The sequence below is a fragment of the Desulfobulbus sp. genome (assembly GCF_031547805.1).
Taxonomy (GTDB): Bacteria; Desulfobacterota; Desulfobulbia; order Desulfobulbales; family Desulfobulbaceae; genus Desulfobulbus.
In genome coordinates this window covers 61584-79748 of record NZ_JAVBRQ010000035.1, presented here as the reverse complement: position 1 = coordinate 79748, position 18165 = coordinate 61584, and the positions used below count along the sequence as shown (strand labels likewise).

Here is an 18165-nt window from a genome sequence, read left to right as displayed (position 1 = left end):
TTCTTACGTTTTATTGCTGACAATTCATCCCGTCCGGCGGAACCCTCGGCCAAGCACAAAGACCTCCCGGCTCTCCAGGCGTGAACTTTTGGGCTTCACCACCTTGACGGTCGTAAATAGCGGTTTGCATTCATTGAGGAATTCGGGAAAATCTTCGCCCTGGAAGACCTTGCAATACAAGGTACCGTTTTCATGAAGAAACAGGGCTGCCAATTCGAGCACGCTCCGCGCCAGGCGAAGCGATTGCTGATGATCGGCATACTGGCTGCCGGTGGTACGGGGGGCCATGTCGCTCAGGACCACATGGAAACCCGGCCAGTGCTGCCGCAGATACTCGACGAACTCCCGAGAGGTGACATCATAACAGAGCCAATGGATTTCGGCATGGGGTTTTTGCACCGCGATATCGGTGCGCTGGAGGTCGGCCGCCACTACCAGGCCGCCCGCGCCGACGATGCCGGCGGCATACAGGCTCCAGCTGCCGGGGTGGCAGCCGAGGTCGAGCACCCGTTGGCCGGACTTGAGAAATTTGTACTTGAGCTGCGCCTCTTCCAGCTTATAGACCGACCGCGCCGGGTAGTTGTCCTGCTTCGCCTTCTTGAAATAATAGTCCTGAATCTTGCGCATGGTTACCTCGGCACATCTGGGGCGGCGCCCTCTTGGGCCGCCATCGTTTTCGCCAGCCGCAGGGCACCTTCCGCATCGCCCACCTCGCCGGTCATGTGGGCCTCCTCAATGGCGGCAAGAATCCGTTTGAACAGCGGCCCTGGTGGTAAATGCAGCCGGTCGATCAGGTCCCGGCCAGTCAAAAGCGGAGGGGTGGAGCGCACCGGAGTCACGTGTTCGGCCTTGATCCGTTGCAAATGACGGTACAGTTCCGCCAACTCACCCTCCATGCCCTCGATCCGCTCGGTGCCTTGGCCGGCCAGGCTGTCAGCCATGGCAAGGAGGAAGAGCCCCTCCAGGGTGTCGCCGGCGGCACGGAGCATCCGGATGGCGGCTCGCAGGGTCAGACTGCCGGTCCGGGCGACATTGGCCAGGTGAAAGGGCCGCATATGGCCTTCGATCAGGCGGCTCACCCAGGCGCGGGCCTCGTTGCTCCAGCGCAGCCGCAGCGCCAGTTCGGCGAACATCCGCGCCCCCACCCGGTCATGGTTGTAAAAGGTGATGCGCCCCCCCTTGTCCTCGCGCAGCCCCATAGTGGCCGGCTTGCCGAGGTCGTGAAGCAGGGCGGCCCATTTCAACCGCAGCCGCTGCCGGGGGTCTTGCAGCGAGGCGATCATTTCCTCGCCGCAGGCGGGAAAGAAGGCGTCCGGCGTGGCAACGATCCGTTCCATCTGCCGCAGGGCTTCCAGGCTGTGCTCCCAGACATCGAGATGATGGCTTTTGGGCTGGGCCATGCCGATGCCGGCCGCCAACTCCGGAATGACCGCCCACAACAGTCCGCTCGCCGCCATGGCCTCCATTGTGGTGGCGGCGACGTTCGTGGCCATGATCAGATCCAGCTCATAGGCAACCCGTTCCGGGGCGACCGTTTTCACCAGGTGCCCCTGGCGGCCGACCTGGGCCAGGGTTTCGGTCTCGATCGCGAATCCCAACAGCGCGGCAAAACGGAAAACCCGCAGCAGCCGCAGGGGATCGCTGCTCAGACTCTCCACGCCGGTCACTCGGATCAGGCCCAGGTTTAGGTCGTCGCCGCCACCGGTGGGATCGAGCACGGCCAAGGGTGCCGCCGACAGCGGCGGCGGATCGGCCAGCAGCGGATCGATCCTGCAGGCCAGGGCATTGACGGTCAGGTCGCGCCGCATCAGGTCCTCGGCAATGGTCCGGGCGCCTTCGCGGAAGGAGGCGATATCGATGGTCACGCCCCGGCTGACCACCCGGGCGGCATCCTCTTCCCGGCCCAGGGGAACCAGGGCTCCCTGGGTCAGCGTTGCCAGCCGGCCGGCCCAGGTCCGGGCGCCGGCGGCCACGGTCAGGTCGATATCGGTCGGTTCCTGCCCCCGCAGCAGATCGCGCACCACCCCGCCGGAGAGATAGAGCTCTCCGCCGAACTCCGCCCGTACCGCAGCCAGCGCGGCCCGCAGCCAGTCCGGCAAAAGGGCCAGCACCTGCTCGGCATCGATACTTCGGGCGCCCTGCTGCATTTCAAATCCGCCAGGCAGCGAATTCGTCGTCCGCCAGCGGAGCAAACCGCGCCTGGACACTGGCGCTCCCCTGGTCGATCCGCACCTCGGCCGGCGAGGGGCCTCCTTCCTCCTTGCGGCCATAGCGGACCACCAGACCGGCCGCCCGTCGGATGGCCGCCTCTTCCCGGTCCGTGCCGGCGAGCGCGGAACGGGCGTGGCGGAGCAGGCCGAGCGGGCCGGGCCGGGTGGTCATGCGCAGCAACCAGTCGTCCGGGCCGCGCATGGCCAGGAGGCGGGCGTTCTCCCGCTCGCTTCGGCCGAGGATGAGCCAGGTGTCGTCGTCCAGCTTGAACTGGCGACCGACGGTCAGCATGCGGATGTCGTCCACCGCCCGCTGCCCGCCAAAGGAAAAGAGGCCCTGGTAGAAATGTTTGATCCGGGCGGCCAGATTGGGGTCGGTGAGCAGGCAGCCGCCGGCCGGGGTGGGATAGTCGGCGATGCCGAGCCGGGCCGCCAGCTGCTTCTGCTCCTTGCGGCCCCGGCCCGAAAAGCCGTGCAAGCGCTCCCGATCCACCAGTCCGTCCAGTTCCGCCTGGGTGGGCGGCATCAGCTTGGCACAGAGCGGTCGCAGCAGCAGGCCGGTGCAGCCGGAATCGCGTTCGATCACCCGCAGGGTGTCCCGCCGCTGGGACATCGGCCGCTGTCCCAGCACCTCGCCGGTGAGGAGGAAGGAGGCACCGTGGGCGGGCATCAATTCGCGCGCCCTGGTCAACATCAGAATCTTGCAGTCGATGCAGGGATTGAAATGCTTGCCAAAACCGTGGGCCGGGTTGTCCAACAGGCGCAGATACCCTTCACTGATATCGATCACCTCGACTTCCAGGCCGTACTTGCGCCGCATGGCGTCTCCATATTCCTGTTTTTTCGCCAGCAGGTCGTGATCGAAGAAAGGGGTGACGAACTTGAGCGCCACCACCCGCACCCCCTGGTCGGCCACGGTCCGGCAGGCCAGAATCGAATCCAGGCCACCGGAAAAAAGCCCCAATGCCACCGGCTCGCTCATGGCGCGGCCTTCCTGCCCTTGCGCTCGATCAATTCGCCGGCAAAGGCCAGGGTTTGCGGGGTGGGATGGTCGCCGCCCAGCATCCGCGCCAGCTCGGCGACGCGCTCTTCCCGCGTCAAGGGGTTGATCACGGTCCGGGTCCGGCCGGCCTCGACCTTTTTTTCCACCTTGAAATGGAGATCGGCGCAGGCGGCGATCTGGGCCAGGTGGGTGATGCACAGCACCTGGTGGTGGCCCGACAGCTCGACGATCTTGCCGGCCACCGCCTCGGCGGCCTGCCCGCCGATGCCGGCGTCGACTTCGTCGAAGATCACCGTGTCGACCTGGTCGCGCCGGGCCAGCAAACACTTCATCGCCAGCATCAACCGCGACAGCTCGCCGCCGGAAACGATTTTCGCCAGCGGCTTGGGCGGCTCGCCGGGATTGGCGGAAAACAAAAATTCCACCACATCGCGGCCGGTGGACTGCATGCCGACCATGCCCATGCCTTCCGGCTCGGTCAGCGCCACCCGGAAAAGCGCCTGCGAAAACCCGAGCGTTGCCAACTCCCGCTCCATGTTCCGTTCCAGCTTCCGCGCGGCCTCCTTGCGGCCCTGGCTCAGCTCGGCGGCCTTGAGCAGGGCCTCGGTGGCCACCTCCTCCAACCGCAACTCGAGCTGGCCGATTTCCTGCTCCAGGCTTTCCAGCAGGGCCAGGGTGGCTTCGGCCCGTTCGGCAAAGGCGAGCACCTCCGCCAGGGTCGGACCGTACTTGCGCTGGAGCTGCTTCAGCTCGGCCAGCCGCTCGGAAATGGCATCGAGGCGGAGCGGATCGGCGGACAAGCCATCCCGGTATTTCTGCATGCTTGCCGCCAGGTCGTCCAGTTCGTAGCCGGCGGAGGCAAGCCGCTCGGCCAGGGGTTCCAGGCCGGGATCGAGCCCCGCGGCCTGTTCCAGCTGTTTCCTGATCTCCACCAGATCGCCGGCGGCCAGCTCCGTCAATCGCCGGCTGGAGGATCCGACCAGACGATGCAGCGCATCCGCGCTCTTGAGCTGCTCGCGCTCCCGGGCAAGGTTCTCATCCTCCCCTTCCACCGGTTTTGCCGTGTGGATCTCGTCCAGCTGGAAGCGGAGGAAATCGCGCTGCTGCTCCTTGTCCTGCTCTTTTTCCATCAACTGCCGCAGCTCCGAGGACGTCTGCTGCCACCGCTGAAAAAGCCGGGTGAACTGCTGCCGCAGGCCGTGGAGTTCGCCGAAGGTATCGAGGAATTCGAGGTGGTGGCGGCCGTTGAGCAGCTGCTGCTGGTCGTGCTGGCTGGCAATGTTGATCAGGCCCGCGGCCAGCTCGCCGGACAGGCGGCCAGTGATACCCTGGTCGTTGACGTAGGCCCGCGACCGGCCGTCCTTGCCCAGCACCCTGCGGACAATGCAGATCGTCCCGTCCTTGAGGGAATGTTCGGCCAGCAGGGCATGCATCTCGGCATGGTCCGGCCGCAGGGCGAACACCGCCTCGATGCCCGCCTGGTCGCAGTCGCTGCGCACCCAGGAGGCCGCCCCCCGCCCCCCGGCCAGCAGGTTGATCGCCTGGAGGATGATGGACTTGCCGGCCCCGGTCTCGCCGGTGAGGACGATCAGGCCGGTTTTGTACGCAGAAAGATCGAGATGCAAGGCATCGATCAAGGCGAGATTGCGAACTCGAAGTTCTTGTAACATCGTTCTTTTCTGCCTTTTATTTTCTCACTGCGGGGCGACATTCCCCTTGACGCCCTGGCTGCAAGAATGTATCGTCCCGAAGATACAAGTAAAATCAACCAACCGGAGAGGACAGATGACGGAATTGCCACATCTAAGCGCCAGCCTGGAAGATTACATAGAAACCATCTATCACATCATTACCGAGAAGCAGGTGGCCCGGGGCAAGGACATTTCCGCCCGTCTGTCCGTGAGCGGGGCGTCGGTGACCGAGGCGCTGCGGGCTCTGTCGAAAAGGGGCCTGATCAACTATGCCCCGTACGAAGTCATCACCCTGACCGCCGAAGGCCGCAGCATCGCCGAGGATGTCATCCGCCGCCACAACTCGCTCAAGCAGTTTTTCACCAGCGTCCTCGCCCTCGACGAACCCCTTGCCGAGGAAGGCGCCTGCAAGATCGAGCACACCGCCCCGCCGGAAATCATTGCCCGCATGGTCGATTTCATCAAGTTTCTGGAGGTCTGTCCCCGGGGCGGCAAGGATCTGATCGCCGGTTTCGCCAATTTCTGCCAAAAAGGGCAATCCGCCGAATCGTGCGCCACCTGCATTTCCCACTGCATGGAGAATCAGGCCGGCAAGCGGCTGGGCTGAACGACCGGGGAATGGATTCGCCGGCCGCCGCGTTCCCTGCTTCTCGGCCGCTATCTTAGCATACCCTTCAACCGGTGCAAGGGATACCTCTGATCCCGGAAGGTGAAGAACGACGATGCCTGTATATGAATTCATCGCCCTGACCGGCGCCGGCAAGCGATTCAAGGGCGTCATCGACGCCGATTCCCTGGCCGCGGCAAGGCAAAAAATCCGTAGCCAGGGCCACTACCCGGTGGAATGTAAGGAAACCTCGGCCAAGTCTTCCGCCACCTCTCTGTTTTCGCGGCAAATGCACCTGGGCCAGCCCATCAAGCAGCAGGAGGTCCATATCGCCACCCGGCAGCTGGCCACCCTGCTCGGGGCCGGCATCCCCCTGGTACCGGCCCTCAACGGCCTGATTGAGCAGACCGGCAACCGGGTGTTCAAGACCGTGCTCGCCCAAATCAAAGAGGCGGTCAACGAGGGCAACTCCCTGACCACCGCCCTGGCCGACCATCCCCGCCTGTTCTCCAAGATCTATGTCAACATGGTGCGGGCGGGCGAAGCCTCGGGCTCGCTCGACGTGGTGCTCGAGCGCCTGGCCGAGTTCGGCGAGAACCAGCACGCCATCCGCTCCCGGGTCAAGGCCGCCCTGCTCTATCCGCTGTTCATGGCCATCGTCGGCGTCATCGTGCTCTTTTTGCTGATCGCCTTCATCGTCCCCAGCATCACCTCGGTGTTCGAAGGCACCAAGCAGGCCCTGCCGACCCCGACCATCATCCTCATCGCCCTCAGCGCCCTGTTCAAAAAATTCTGGTGGCTGGTGCTGATCGGGACGATCGGGGCGATAGCGGCCGGCCGCTGGTTCATCTCCACCCCCCCCGGCAGGCGGCGCTGGGACCGGCTCAAGCTGACCGCGCCGGGAATCCGCGACCTCAGCATCAAGACCACCTCCGCCCGCTTCAGCCGGACCCTGTCCAGCCTGCTCGAATCCGGCGTCTCCCTGATCACCTCCTTGCAGATCGTCAAGAATATCGTCGACAACGTGCTGGTGGCCGAACTGATCAACGCGGCCTGCGACGAGCTGGAGAAAGGCGCCAGCCTGTCCCAGTTTTTCAGGGGCAACGAGTGGTTTCCGCCGATGCTGGTGCAGATGATGGCGGTGGGGGAGCAGAGCGGCACCCTGGACAAGATGCTCGCCAAGGCGGCGGATGCCTACGAGAAGGAAGTGGAAGCCAAAATTCTGGCGCTGACCTCGATGATCGAACCGATCATGATCCTGTCCATGGGCGTGGTGGTCAGCTTCATCGTCGTCTCGATCCTGCTGCCCATCTTCGAGATGAACCAGTTGATCAGGTGACCCGGAAGACCTCCTCCAAGGTGGTCAATCCGGCCAGAACCTTGCGCAGGCCGTCCTGCCGCAGGGTCATCATGCCCGTTTCCCGCGAGGCCAGCGCCTCTCGCTTGATCTGGCCGGCATCCGAGGTGGTCAGGATCAGGTTCTTCATCTCCGCCGTCAGGCTCATCAGCTCGTAAATCCCGATCCGTCCCTTGTAGCCGGTCTCCAAGCATTGGGGGCAACCGACGCCCCGATACAGTTCCTGGCCGGCGAACTCGTCCGGCGACAGGCCCGCCCTTTCCAGAAAAGCGGCCGGCGGGGTGTAGGTCTCGCGGCAATGCGGGCAGATCTTCCGCACCAGCCGCTGGGCCAGGATGGCGTTGACCGCCGAGGACACCAAAAAGGGCTCGACCCCCATGTCGGTCAGGCGGGTGATGGCGCTGGCGGCGTCGTTGGTGTGGAGGGTGGAGAACACCAGGTGGCCGGTAAGGGCGGCCTGGATGGCGATCTCGGCGGTTTCCAGGTCGCGGATCTCGCCCACCAGGATCACGTCCGGGTCCTGGCGGACGATGGTCCGCAGGCCGCTGGCAAAGGTAAGCCCGATCTTGGGGTTGACCTGCACCTGGCTGACGCCCTGCATCTGGTACTCGATCGGGTCCTCGACCGTGATCATGTTGATGTCCGGCTTGTTGATGATGCCCAGGGCCGAATAAAGAGTGGTGGTCTTGCCGCTGCCGGTCGGCCCGGTGACCAGGACGATCCCGTGCGGGGCTTTGATCAGCTTGAGAAAATGGTCGAGGTCGCGCTCGGAGAAGCCCAGATCGGTCAGCGGCACCAGGGAGCTCGATTTGTCGAGCAGGCGCATGACCACCCGCTCGCCAAAGGAGGTCGGCAGGGTGGACACCCGGAGATCGACGTTCTTGTCGGCGATGCGGATCTCGATCCGCCCGTCCTGGGGCAGCCGTTTTTCGGCGATGTCCATCTTGGCCATGATCTTGACGCGCGAGATCAGCTTACCCTGGACATGGCGGGGCGGCGAATACATGTCGTAGAGAATGCCGTCCACCCGCTTGCGGATCTTGACCCGGTCCTTGTAGGACTCGATGTGAATGTCGCTGGCGCTGTCCCGCACCGCCTGGGACAGGACCAGGTTGACCAGCTTGATCACCGGGGCGTCGCTGGTGTCGTCCAGCAAATCGGAGGTTTCCTCGATCTCCGACAGGATCGACTCCGGATTTTGCTCGTCCATGTCCTGCATGACCTGGTCGGCAACCTCCTTGCGGGTCATGTCGTAGGCCGAATGGATGGCCACGAACACCTCGTTCTGGGAGGTCAGCACGGTCTTGATGCCTTCCCACTCGATCCGGCGCTGCAGGTCGTCCAGTTGCTGGTAATGGAAGGGCTCGGCCATGGCGATGAAGGAACCGGTGGGGGCCGCGATCGGCACCATCTTGAATTTCTTGAGAAAACCGATGGGTACCTGGGGCACGAAAAAGGGCTCGAAGTCGGTGGGAAGGGCATGGACCACCTCCATCCCGCATTGCAGGCTGCGGGCGCTGAGCAGATCGTTGTCATTGATCTTGCGCAGCTGGAGGAGGACCTCCCCGATCCGGCCGCCTTTTTCCCTCTGCACGGCCAGGGCGGCCTCGATGCTCTCGGCCGAGATGCCGAAGTTTTCCTGAAGGATTTCACCGAGCAGGCGCATGTCCCCTCCCCTCTTGTTCCGGGAATAACCGTTTCATTGCCCTGAATGCCGCCGCCAAGACCTGCCGCCCGATTCGCTCATTTCTTGTACTGCACCCGCTGCAGCCCGGCCTCGGCTGCCCCGCGCAGCGGATCGTTGGCCGCCAGGCCGCCGCCGCCCTCTTGCTTCGGGACCGGCAGGGCCAGAATCCGCCGGTACAGGCTTTCCGCCTCGCGCCATTTCCCCTCGCGTTCGCAGACCTGCGCCAGGTTGAGCAGGGCGGCGGCGTTGTCGGGATCGATCTTCAGCGCCTGGGTGAAATATTCCCGGGCCCGCAGCAGATCGTTCTGCTGGAGCTTGGCGAAGCCGATATCCGTCAGGGCCACGCTGTGGGCAGGGTTTTCCTTCGGGTGGAAGAACTGGTCGGCCGCGTCGCCCGGAATCCGGTGCACGCTTTCCATCGTGTCCCGCTTCTTCTGGTACAAGGCGGCCAGTTCGGCCGGATTCTCGACGATGTGCGGAGTGATGAAGATGTAGAGGTTGGTTTTCTCCTGCTTATTGCCGTGCGACTTGAACAGCCAGCCGAACAGGGGAATGTCGCCGAGCAGCGGCACCTTGTATTCGCCGGTGGTGCTGTCCTGGCCGATCATGCCGCCAATCACCACGGTCTGCTCGTTATGGACCACCACCGTGGTTTCCGCGGTCCGCTTGAAGGTGGTGGGGGCGTCGTTGTTCGCATCCTTGAGCTTGATCACCTCGACCCCGATCTCCAGCCGCATCACTTCCGCCTGGTTGACCTGGGGGGTGATGGTCAGGCTGGTGGCCACGTCCTTGTAGTCGTAGTTGGTATAGTCCTGCTGGGTGCCGGAGGTGGTGTTCTTGCTGGTGATGTAGGGCACATTCTCGCCGACCTTGATCGTGGCCTTCTTGTTGTCGGTGGTCAGGATCTGCGGGGTGGCGATGACGTTGACGTCGTCGTCGCTCTTATAGGCGTTGACCACGGCCCCGAGGTTCTCGAAGGTGACGCCGCCGATATTGATCCCCTTGTCCAGGACGCCCAGGGTGACACCGGCCGGCAGGTGCCCGGTGCCCAAGGTCCTTAAGTTCGAAAAGGAATTGGCACCGGAACCGCCGCTGAAGCCGCCGATCACCGAGCCGTCGCCGCCGGCCCATTCGACGCCGATCTGGAAATCCTTGGTGACCTTGACCTCCATGATCAGGGCCTCGAGGTACACCATCCGCCTTGGAATATCGAGTTTCTTGACGATCTCCTCCAGCGCCTCGTACTCCTCCTGGGGGCCGGTGACGATCAGGGCGTTGGTCGAGGTGTCGGCGACCAGCTTGACCTCCTTGGAAACGGCCGAGCCGCCGGGGGCGGAGCCGCCCATGCCGCCGCCTTTCGTACCGGACAGATCGCCGGGCAGATTCATCAGCACCTTGACCAACTCCTCCGCCTTGGCGTGTTGCAGGTAAATCAGCCGCAGATTGCCTTTCCGGGGCGCGTCTTCGTCCAATTTGGCGATCAGGGCCCGAATCCGCTGCATGGACGCCTTGGAGGCCATCACGATCAGGGCGTTGGTGCGGTCGAAGGGAATCACCTTGACGGTCTCGGCCCGCATGCCTTTCTGGGCGGGCCCGGCCGCAAACAGCTGGCTGACCGCCTTGGACACGCTGTCCGCCGAGGTCCGGTGCAGGGGGATGACCACCATCTCATCCGCGTCCGACGGCACGTCCACCGCCCGGACGATCTCCAGCAGCCGGGCGATGTTCGCCTGGTAATCGGTCAAGATGAGCATGCTCGAACTGGCATGGGAAATCAGCACGCTGTTTTTCGACACCAGGGGCGCGAGCAGGTTCCGCACCTCGTCGGCGGCGGCGTATTTGAGGGACACGATCTGGGTGACGATCCGGTCGTCCTGCGTAAGCGGATCGCCGTCGTGCAGGGTGAGGATATTCTTGGTTCGCGCCGTCACCGAGGGCACGATCTTGGTCACCGAGCCGCTCGGCACCGCGGCATAGCCGTGCACCTCGAGCACCGACTCGAACACCCGCCAGGCATCCTCCTCGGAGATCCTGGTGGGCGAGATCACCGTCACCTTGCCCTTGACATCGCGATCCACCACGAAGTTCTTCTGGGTCAGTTCGCTGATGTACTTGATGAACACGTTGATATCGACATCGTTGAAATCGATGGTGACGAACCGCTGTCCGCCGCCGCTCTGTTGGGCGATCTTCGGACTGGCCGCCTCCAGCCGTGGCGCCGAGGGAGCCAGGGAAAGAAGAAGCGCCAACAGAATGCCGACAAACCAGAAGGATGTTCTCATAATCGTTCACATAACAGATGGGCGACCGCTGTCCGGCCCCCTGCAGATTCATTGTTCCGCTCGAACCGGGTCCGAGCCGACAGCCGCATCCTATTGCCCCGGAGGGGGCGCTTCCACCGGTTTTTCCCCGCCCAGGTCCGGATGCGGAACCTCGCCGTTCTGCGGCAGGGGCGGGCTCTCGCCCGGCGCCGGTTGGACCGGCTGCTCGGCCGCCGGGGGAGGCGGCGGCGCATTGCGAAAACTGATACGCCGCCGGGGCTGCGCTTCAGGCACCTTGTTCTCGATCTCTCCGCCGGGCGCGGCAACCGCCTCCGGCGAAGGAACCGGTTCCATTCTCCGGCTGCCGGCCTGCGGCACGGTCACCCCGCCGCCCTGGTCGTCGCTGCCGGGATCCTTGATGGTCAGGACCTCCTCGCGGCCGTTGACCGACAAAATCACCTTGCCCCTGCTGATCCGGTTGATGCGCGCGCCCTGGATCTCGCTGCCGGTGCGGTAGAGGTCTTCCAGCTTGGTTTGTTCGTCGCGGATGATCGCCCGGGCGTCGTCCGAGTCGCCGGTCACCGTGCCGAGCAGCACCAGGCGCAGCTTGGTTTGCTCCAGTCCGTCCTCTTCGTGGGCGGGAGACGAGCCTCCGTGTTCGGCCGAACCCTGCCCGGCCTGGAAGATGTTCCGGCTCACGATGACGCCGTAGTCGTCGGAAGCCGGGACCGATTCTGCTTCCCCCTGGGGCTGGGCGGCCGGGTCCGGCGGCTCTGCCGCCTCTTGCCGCTGCACGGGCGCCTCCTGCTGTTTTGCAGGCGGGGCAGGCCGCTCCTGCAAACGCTCCTCCACCCTGCCGTACCAGAAGAAAACACCGGCATACACGAGAAGAGCGATGACCGCCAGACGGAGCACAAGGGATCTCAACGTTATCTCAGCTCCTGTTCCAGGGTTTGCATCAGCATGGCGTATTCTCCGTAATGGATGGCCGGGCCGGTCAGGTCGCCCGTTATGCTGAACGACAGCGGCTTGTCCTTGAGTTGCAGACGGAAGGCCTGCAGATTCACGGTGTTGTCCAATCCTTTGAAAAATTTGTCCTTGGGATCGACCACGCCCTGCACCTCGATTTGCCCTTGTCCCGGATCGGGGCGCAGGGCCACTTTGCCGGCAAAACGGCCGTCGAACAGGGGCGAGGCGATCGCGCCCCGGTCCAGTTCGTACCGCAAGCCCTGGCCGCGCACCCGGGCCGTGGCCTTGGTGAACGGCAACTCCCGGTGGCCGAGGATCGGACGCTGCAGCCCCACCCGCCCGTCGGCCAGCTCGATTTGGGCCTCCAGGACGGGCTCCGGGGACGATGCCGGCCGCAGCTCGACGGCGAAGGTGCCGGACATCGCTCCCTGCAGGGTGCGGCCCAGCCAGCGGTTGATCAAGGGAACGGCGGCCAGGCCGATTTCCCGGATCGTGCCCTCGATCCGGCCGCCGTCGCGTTCGCCCTGCCAGCGCGCCACTCCCGCGACGCTGCCCTTGCCGACCTCCAGCCGGTAGCCGGCCTGCAACGCGCGGGACGACACCGAGGCCGGCAGATCCGGCTGGACCATCAACCGTTCCACCCGGACCAGGGGGGCCTCGGTCTCCTGCCCGCCATAGCCGTTGATGGCGCGAACGGTCAGGTTGAACGGCAATTTCAGGGCCACTCCCTCCACCCGCCAATGCAAATCCGGCCAGGCGCGTCCCAGCCGCTCCTCCAAGGTGCGGCGCACCGTTTCCGCGGGAAACAACAGCCACAGCCCCAGCACCAGTATGCCGGTGCCATAGAACGCATACCCGAGAATCGTCGCCAACCGCCTCCCGACGGACTTGCCACTGTCCACGCCTTCCCCCTTGCCTCAGGGCGCGGTCTCGCCGCCGGCCCGATCGATGCTCACCATCGTCAGGGTGACATCAAGCGTTCCTTCCTCCTTGCTGTTGTCCTGGATGGCGATCTTGTCGATGCCGACCAACTGGTCCGGTGCCTCGATCTGTTCGAGAAAGGCGACCAGCTTGGCCAGCCCCACGCCCTGAAGTCGCATTTCGACCTGGCTCTGCTTGAACTGGCCGTGCTCGGTCGATTCGGACGGCTTCATGTAGGCGATCAATTCCTTGACCTCGCTGGCGGCGGACTTCTCCTCCAGAAAGGAGAACAGGCTGAACTCCGGATTCCGCTCGGCGAGCAAGGTGGACAGGGAGCCCGTCTGCTGGCCGATCTGCCGGTACTGCTCCTGCAAAAGCCGCATCTCGGCCACGGCCTTTTCCCGCGCGGCCAGCCGCTTGGCCAGCTTGGCCCGACCGTCGAACAACGGGAAGACGATGAATTGCAACAGCACGAACAGCACCAGCGCGCCGCCGCCGAACCCCACCGCCATCTTTTCGCGCTGGTTCAGTTTGAGTTGCTTCATAGACCCTCGAGCTGCAACTGGACCTCGAACCGGACAGCCCCTTTCTTCTTGTCCTTGTCCGCGGTGGCGGAAACGATCTGCACCGATTTGAATTTCGAGGAGGCGGCCAGCGCGCTTTTAATCGCCTGCACGGCGTTGAAGGTATCGGTCGTTCCTTTCAGGGTGACCGATTCGCGATCGATGTTCAAACGGTTGACCCGCAGAGAGATGGCCTCGGGAATCCGGGCGGAAATGTCGGCCAGCAGACCGAGCACCCGTTTCTCGCCGTGCGCGAACAGGACGGGCGAGGCCGGTCCTTGGGCCGCCTTCATCTTGGCCTGCATTTCCGCCAACGGGTCGTGGACCTTGGTCACTCCCGGAAAGGTCTGTTTGTACAGCGTGACCATGGTCGCCAGCAGGTCCGCATCCCGCCGCTGCAGCCGGTGGTAATCGTAGCCCAGATAGCCGACCGTCCCCACCATGAGCGCCGCTCCGGCGGCCACCGCCCCCAGCAGCTGTTTTCTGGAGGAGAACAGCGATCTTCTGGGGGCGAGCTCGCCCTTGCGGAAATTGATCCCCGTCCGCTTGAACCCTTGCAGCGCCAGGGCCAGCGCCCGATCGCCGAAGGGCCCCAACCATTGCTCCCGCACCGCTTGCGTGCAGGCGATGCCGTTGGCGGCCAAGAGATCGACGCATTCGACCGGCAGCTCGAAATCCGCCCAAACGACCTCGGAAACAAAGGTGCCCTGGGCCAAGGGACCGGTGAGCACGATCCGATCCGGCTGGCCGTTTTCCAGCCCGCTGCCCCGGCTCCCTTCCTTGTTCTCCATCCGGAAATAGTCCAGGCTCCGCTCGATCGACCGGCAGAGCTGGCGAATGCACTCGGTGGCCGCCTCCGGATCGACGATCTCGACCTGGCCTTGCTCGCAGCGAAACGGCGGTTTGAGGATCATTTCCTCGGGGTAGGCGAGCCGCCTGAACAAGGCTGGCCGGCCATTCGCCACCAGCACCAGCGAGCTGGCATGGAGATCGACATGCACCAGGAGAAAATTCGGCCGGGTCTTGTCCTGGCGGGCCAGGTGCAGGGCCAGGGAGGCCATCGCGGGCGTGACCACGGCCGGATCGACCACCTCGTGCAGGCCGGCCAACAGGTCCTGCAGCCAGCTTTTTTCCAGCGAGAAGGACACGACTGCCGCCCCGGCCTCGCCCTTGCCGGCAAAGGAAAAATCGGTGACCACGGTCTCGGCCGGGGCCAGCAGCTGCTCCTCCAGTTCGAAGGGGAGCACCTGCGTTATTTTTTTGGCATCGGCAAAAGGCAGGCTCAGATTCCGCACGCTGAGCAGGGAGAGCGACAGGCCGCACACGCATCCCCCTTCCTTCCAGCCGAGTTCCCGGCACAGCCGGCCGATCGCCTCGGCGGGATCGGCCCGGTAGGGCGTGGGCAGGCTGAGGCAGCCGACCATGGCCAACTGCCGGCGCCGCTGCTCAAGCACCACCCCGGTGATGTGGCTGTCGCCTATGTCGATGCCCAGCGATTGCATGCCTGTTATCCTTGCGCCGGCTGGCTGCGCCGCCGCGTCGTCGTCATTCCAGTTTCCAGGACAAAAGCGTCTGCCGTCCGTCGTCTCCGCGATGCAGGATGCCGATCCCGGTCCGGCTGAACTGGTTGAGGGCGGCGTGCACCCGCACCTCGAAATATTGTCCGGCCACCACCAGCTGTTCGTTGCTGAACTCGATCGCGGCCGGGAAGCCGCTCACCCCCCGGTACCATCCGGGTTGAGCCAACAATTCGACATGCTGCTTATCCTGCCGGTAATCAATCAATTCCTGTGCCAATTTCGGTGTCATTTCGGGGGACAAGGCCTGAAGGACCGGCAGCGGCGCGGTATTCAGGTTGATCGCGCCGTTGTCGCCCAGCACGGTGATGTAGTCGGCGATCCCCTCGTGGTCGGCATCGCCGAACAAAAGCGCCCTGGTCATGCCCTTGACCAGCAGCAACTCCTCCACCGTGGCCAGGGGGGCGTTGCGACAGACATACGGCGGCTGCAATCCCTGGTAATAGGGGCTTTCCGCCCCGCCGTGCCGTTCCTCGTCGTCCTCGTCGATCCAGTCGGCAATGGCATCGAGCAGATCCTCGGCCGCCTCGCCGCCGGCGATGGCAAAACGACCGGAGGTGAGAAACCGCAGCCAAACCTGGCGATAGGCCTCCTTGACGCCCGTTTTCAGGGCATTGACCTGCAGGCGGCCGCTCAAGTCGCTCACCGCCACCTCGAGGTCCACCTCGTCGCTGACGGACTTGAACTGTTTCGGTTCCAAGGTGGCCCAGGCATCCTGGGGCGAGTCGAAGGTATTGTTCCGCTGGTCCACCGCCAACGCCGCCCGTGCCAGGCACAGGCCCGCCTGCACCATGCCGTCGAGGCGGACCTGCTCGCGCTGCGCGGCCGAAATCGTGATCTGCCGGTCAACCGTGATCATCAGTTGCAGGGTCACGGCCACCAGGAAACTGATCGTCAGCAGGGTCAGCACCAGGGCAATGCCCGACTGCTTGTCCGGGCGGCGCTCACTGGGCATCTTCAGGCTCCACCGGAATCAGGACCCGGGTGGTGAAAGTCTGGAAGCCCTCCTTGTCCGGATCGGTCCAGAACTCCAGGGTGCACTGCACCGCGGCGGGCAGCTTGCCAGCCTTGGCCGGAGCCAGGTTCTTCGCCGCCTTGGCCTGGGCTTGGGCCTGGCCCTCGTCCTTGCCGGTCGCGGCCTGCTCCTGGTTTTTTCCCGTCAATGCCTGGTCTTCGTCTTTCCCTGTTTTCGGCTGGCCGCCGCTTTCCTCCACTTCCCGCCAACTGTCAAACTCTTGACCTTCCCGGTCGTAATAACGGAATTCCACCGCCCGCAGGGAATCGGCCAGGAGAAAGGCCGGTTCGGCGCCTTCGTCGCTTGCCGCCTCGCCGGCGGCCGTGGAATTGGGCAGGATAAGGGTCTCCGACCGCAACAGCTTCCAGATCCGTTCGTCGTCGCGGTCGGCCAGCAATTGGTAGCGGATGCGCGCGATGCCGGCTTTTTGCTTGTCCGGGTTGAGGATCAACCGGGCCTGGGAGGCGAAATCGAGGCTGTCCGCCCGCCGGTCGCGCACCGTATTGTTCTGGCCGATGAACAGGGCCTGGGGGTTGGAAATCGCCGAGGCCAGATCCTCGGTGATCCGGCGCATGGCGGTCTGGGCCTGGAAGTAGACTTCTTCCTCTTTCTCGGTGGCCTCGACCACCCGCATGGTGCTGGCCAGCGACAGCCCGAGCATGGCCATGACCACCCCCAGCACGGTGATCGCCAGCAGCAGTTCCAGCAAGGTGAAGCCCCGATTCCGCATGGCCATCGCGCCGTACTTCATCGCTCGGTATGGGGCCCCGAATCCCGGATGCCGTCCGTCCCGGTTTCCTTGCCGGCGGCCGCCTTGGCCTTGTCCGTCCCGGTCCCGGCCTTGCCCGCATCCGCCTTGCCCTGCTGCTGCTTGAACACCATGGTGCGGGCGGTATAGGAGCGGGCCGCATCGCCTTCGACCAGAATCGTCACGTCGATGGTCTTCAGCATCTCGCCGCTGCCCTTGATGCCGATGTCACCCTCGTTGACCGTCTCCACTTCCGCCTTCCAGGAGAAATGGGGATAGGCCTCGCCGAAGTCGCCGCTGGTGCCGGTGAGCTGCTCGAAATCCTGGAGACTCAGCTCGGCCAGCTTCCATTGCGCCAGCATGGAGGCCATGGCGTCGAACTGCGAGCCGGTGGCGATGGCCACGCTCCGCGCCTGGGCGCCGATCAGGGTCACCAGGGCGATAGCGATCAGGGCCACGGCGATCATCACCTCCAGGAGGGTGAAGCCCGGCGAGAAACGCCCCGGCGCCGTGCCGGGCTCATTGGAACAGGGCTTGTGTCTCCGGGGGGGCATACCCCTCCTCCACCTTCACTTTGCCGAGAAACGGGGTCAGAATCACCGACATCTCCTGGCCATCTTCCTGGCGGAGATGGATGATCGTCGGCTCGACGTACCCGTTTTTGCTGAAGCGGATGTTCATGGCATCGCCGGCCTGGAGGCCGCCGAACCAGGACCACATGTCCCGGATCGTCACCGTGTCGGCGAGACTCAGCCGCTCTTCCCGACCGGCCGCAGCCTCCTTTTTCTCGCCCCGCGCCGGCACTTCCGGCGCGACCACGAACAGCCGCTCGCCGGGCTTGTAGGTCAGCAGGTAGGGCACCTGGTCCTGCCGGGCCATCTGCGCCGAACGATGGATCAGCCCCACCAGCTTGCGGACCGTCGTCTTCAACCGGTCGGCATAGATGAAGTCGCCGATCCGGGGCACGGCGAACGAGGCGATCACCCCCATCAGCACCATCACCACCAGCAGCTCGACCAAGGTGAAGCCCCCGCGGTTTGCCGCACGGCAGCGGGTGGCGGCGGCCGCGAAAACCGGCATGGCCGCCGCTATTGCAGCTCCCAGCTGTTGATGTCCGCGTCCTTGTCCTCGCCTCCGGCCTGGCCGTCCGGGCCGTAGGAGATGAGGTCGTAGTCGCCGTGCAGGCCGGGGCTGATGTAGATAAAATCGTTGTCCCAGGGATCCTTGGGCAGGGTACTCTTCTCCAGATAGCCGCCGGTCCGCCACTTTTTGGCCAGGCTGCCGGTGGTGGGCGGCTCGACCAAGGCCCGCAGCCCCTGTTCGGTGGTCGGGTATTTCCCGTTGTCGAGCTTGTACAGCTTCAGCGCCTGTTCGATCGACTGGATCTGGACAGCGGCCTTGGTCCGCCGGGCCTCCTCCGGCCGGTCCATGATCCTGGGGACAATGAGTCCGGCCAGGATGCCGAGGATCACCATCACCACCATCAGTTCGATCAGGGTGAAGCCCTGGTCGCCGAATACGACCCCTTGATTATTGCGTTGCGATTTCATTTTCTT

General features: G+C 64.4%; 17 protein-coding genes. 2 read left to right on the top strand and 15 right to left on the bottom strand.

Going from position 1 to position 18165, the window contains the following annotated elements; genetic code table 11:
• Positions 1-24: 24 nt before the first annotated feature.
• From RMR13_RS12590 to recN, 4 genes are read right to left on the bottom strand one after another with little or no spacing between them, the layout of a single operon-like run.
• Complete coding sequence (locus tag RMR13_RS12590; RefSeq protein ID WP_310600976.1) at positions 25-627, bottom strand: RlmE family RNA methyltransferase; 603 nt, start codon at positions 625-627, stop codon at positions 25-27.
• A 2-nt stretch (positions 628-629) separates the two neighbouring features.
• On the bottom strand, positions 630-2147 hold the full coding sequence (locus RMR13_RS12585) for an HD domain-containing protein (RefSeq protein WP_310600975.1): 1518 nt from the start codon (positions 2145-2147) through the stop codon (positions 630-632).
• 1 nt (position 2148) lies between these two features.
• Positions 2149-3192: a thiamine biosynthesis protein gene (locus tag RMR13_RS12580; protein ID WP_310600974.1), complete on the bottom strand. Its 1044-nt coding sequence runs from the start codon at positions 3190-3192 to the stop codon at positions 2149-2151.
• Positions 3189-4883, bottom strand: a complete 1695-nt coding sequence (recN, locus tag RMR13_RS12575; protein WP_310600973.1) for a DNA repair protein RecN — start codon at positions 4881-4883, stop codon at positions 3189-3191. Before recN ends, RMR13_RS12580 begins: the two co-directional genes overlap by 4 nt.
• A gap of 115 nt (positions 4884-4998) precedes the next feature.
• On the opposite strand from recN, the gene RMR13_RS12570 reads away from it, so the two are divergent.
• A complete protein-coding gene (locus RMR13_RS12570; protein WP_310600972.1) occupies positions 4999-5511 on the top strand; it encodes a metal-dependent transcriptional regulator in 513 nt (170 codons plus the stop codon).
• A 115-nt stretch (positions 5512-5626) separates the two neighbouring features.
• The gene (gene gspF / locus RMR13_RS12565; protein WP_310600971.1) at positions 5627-6850 is read left to right on the top strand and encodes a type II secretion system inner membrane protein GspF; all 1224 of its coding nucleotides are present in this window, start codon (positions 5627-5629) and stop codon (positions 6848-6850) included.
• On the opposite strand, the gene gspE is transcribed toward gspF, so the two are convergent.
• The 11 genes from gspE to gspG form a co-directional block, all read right to left on the bottom strand.
• A complete protein-coding gene (gene gspE, locus RMR13_RS12560) occupies positions 6843-8534 on the bottom strand; it encodes a type II secretion system ATPase GspE (RefSeq protein ID WP_310600970.1) in 1692 nt (563 codons plus the stop codon). The genes gspF and gspE overlap by 8 nt on opposite strands.
• Before the next feature lie 77 nt (positions 8535-8611).
• Entirely contained in the window at positions 8612-10837 is a 2226-nt protein-coding gene (gene gspD, locus RMR13_RS12555) for a type II secretion system secretin GspD (protein ID WP_310600969.1), read from the bottom strand.
• Positions 10838-10927: 90 nt separating this feature from the next.
• A complete protein-coding gene (locus RMR13_RS12550) occupies positions 10928-11743 on the bottom strand; it encodes a type II secretion system protein N (protein WP_310600968.1) in 816 nt (271 codons plus the stop codon).
• A gap of 2 nt (positions 11744-11745) precedes the next feature.
• Entirely contained in the window at positions 11746-12657 is a 912-nt protein-coding gene (gene gspN / locus RMR13_RS12545; protein ID WP_310600967.1) for a type II secretion system protein GspN, read from the bottom strand.
• A gap of 45 nt (positions 12658-12702) precedes the next feature.
• Positions 12703-13251 carry a type 4a pilus biogenesis protein PilO gene (gene pilO, locus RMR13_RS12540; protein ID WP_310600966.1) on the bottom strand — a complete coding sequence of 183 codons (549 nt, stop codon included), beginning with the start codon at positions 13249-13251 and terminating at the stop codon, positions 12703-12705.
• Positions 13248-14771 (bottom strand): type II secretion system protein GspL, encoded by a 1524-nt coding sequence (gene gspL / locus RMR13_RS12535; protein ID WP_310600965.1) that lies wholly within the window; start codon positions 14769-14771, stop codon positions 13248-13250. Before gspL ends, pilO begins: the two co-directional genes overlap by 4 nt.
• Positions 14772-14814: 43 nt before the next feature.
• On the bottom strand, positions 14815-15801 hold the full coding sequence (gene gspK, locus RMR13_RS12530) for a type II secretion system minor pseudopilin GspK (protein ID WP_310600964.1): 987 nt from the start codon (positions 15799-15801) through the stop codon (positions 14815-14817).
• Positions 15791-16612, bottom strand: a complete 822-nt coding sequence (locus tag RMR13_RS12525; protein WP_310600963.1) for a type II secretion system protein — start codon at positions 16610-16612, stop codon at positions 15791-15793. The genes gspK and RMR13_RS12525 overlap by 11 nt, the downstream gene beginning before the upstream one ends.
• Complete coding sequence (locus RMR13_RS12520) at positions 16609-17163, bottom strand: prepilin-type N-terminal cleavage/methylation domain-containing protein (protein ID WP_310600962.1); 555 nt, start codon at positions 17161-17163, stop codon at positions 16609-16611. The genes RMR13_RS12525 and RMR13_RS12520 overlap by 4 nt, the downstream gene beginning before the upstream one ends.
• Positions 17129-17689, bottom strand: a complete 561-nt coding sequence (locus RMR13_RS12515) for a prepilin-type N-terminal cleavage/methylation domain-containing protein (protein ID WP_310600961.1) — start codon at positions 17687-17689, stop codon at positions 17129-17131. Before RMR13_RS12515 ends, RMR13_RS12520 begins: the two co-directional genes overlap by 35 nt.
• A gap of 8 nt (positions 17690-17697) precedes the next feature.
• Positions 17698-18159, bottom strand: coding sequence for a type II secretion system major pseudopilin GspG (gene gspG / locus RMR13_RS12510; protein ID WP_310600960.1), 462 nt, complete (start codon positions 18157-18159; stop codon positions 17698-17700).
• Positions 18160-18165: the final 6 nt, after the last annotated feature.